This window comes from Mesorhizobium sp. M7A.F.Ca.CA.002.15.2.1 (assembly GCF_003998715.1).
GTDB lineage: Bacteria > Pseudomonadota > Alphaproteobacteria > Rhizobiales > Rhizobiaceae > Mesorhizobium > Mesorhizobium ciceri.
This window is the reverse complement of record NZ_RZPI01000997.1, coordinates 1-1,331: the sequence shown is the minus strand read 5'-3', so window position 1 is coordinate 1,331 and position 1,331 is coordinate 1. Positions and strand designations below refer to the sequence as shown.

The window sequence follows — 1,331 nt, the reverse complement described above, 5'->3', positions numbered from 1 at the left end:
GGCCGGCGAATCGATGATGCGCTTTCTTGGCTCCGGCGTGGCGGCGCTCGGCGAAAAGCTCGGGCCGATCCTGTGGCAGTTCGCACCGACCAAGAAATTCGATCCGGACGATTTCGAAGCCTTCCTGAAGCTGCTCCCGGAAAAGCAGGACGGCGTTGCGCTGCGCCATGCGCTCGAAGTCCGCAACGACAGTTTTGTCGTGCCGGAATTCGCAGCACTTGCCCGAAAATACAAGGCCGCGATCGTCTACGCCGACCATGCCAAATATCCTGATATCGCCGACATCACCGCCGATTTCGTCTACGCCCGACTGCAGACCGGCAGCGATGACAATCCCGACTGCTATACGCCGAAAGGCCTCGATGAATGGGCCGCGCGGGTAAAGACCTGGGCGCAAGGCAAGCAGCCGGCCGACCTGCGGCGCGCCGACCCCGCCACCGATGCGCCGGTCAAGCCGCGCGACGTGTTCGTTTACTTCATCACCGAGGGCAAGGTGCGCGCGCCGTTCGGCGCCATGGCACTGATGAAGCGAGTGGACCAGGGTCAACCGGTGCCCTGACGCAGCGGAATCATGGCATCTTCGCCACCGTCGTAACCTTATCGATACCTCCTTGCTGCATGAATCCAGCCAGACCAGTCGCAGATCTGGGCCGCCACGGGCAAGGACGAGGGGCATGTCGCTCGACTACACTTCACTTCTCCTGGCTGTCGGTTTTTCCGCGGCCTGCCTGAGCCTGACATTGTTCGGCATGTGGCTGACCGCTCGCTCGGAGAAATTCCTGCTGACATGGGCGATCAGCCTGGTGTTCGTGGTCGGCGATATTTTTGTCTATGACGCTTATATCGACATGCCCGGGCGCCTGCTGGGCATCGCCACGCTGGCTTTCCTCCTGCTCGGTTTCTCGACAATGCTGGGCGCGGCCTACCAGTTTAGAACCGGCGGCTCGCCAGTGCCCCGAACTGTACTTGGCAGCGCCATTTCGCTGGCCGTGACGTTGCCTCCCATGGCTCTAGGCTATGACGGGCTGGGCTTCATGTTCGAAAATGCCTTCGCCGCCTTGCTTCTGTTCGCAACGGCGGTCGAATACTGGAAGGGCCGCGACGAAGCCCCTGCCCTGACGATCGGTATCACCGCGCTCTATTCTGCCACGGCCGCATCCTTCGCTCTCTGCGCCATGGTTTTAGCCTTGGATGGAAAGCTGGTCCTTGGACATGCGCCAAGCAACTGGGCCGAGGAACTGAGCCTCATCATCGTCATCGCCAGCATGACCGGGATTGGAGCGCTTTCCCTGGCCCTGAATCAGGGACGCTTGGCCCGGCATCACCGCCAC

Annotated in this window: 1 protein-coding gene and 1 pseudogene; both read left to right on the top strand. The window is 61.5% G+C overall.

Annotated elements, in window-relative coordinates:
- Nucleotides 1-559, top strand: a 559-nt coding sequence (locus ENZ74_RS31955) for a DUF72 domain-containing protein (protein ID WP_164761413.1), incomplete at its 5' end; no start/stop codon positions are given.
- Nucleotides 560-674: 115 nt separating this feature from the next.
- Nucleotides 675-1,331: pseudogene (locus tag ENZ74_RS31950) on the top strand (GGDEF domain-containing protein); the annotation flags it as partial.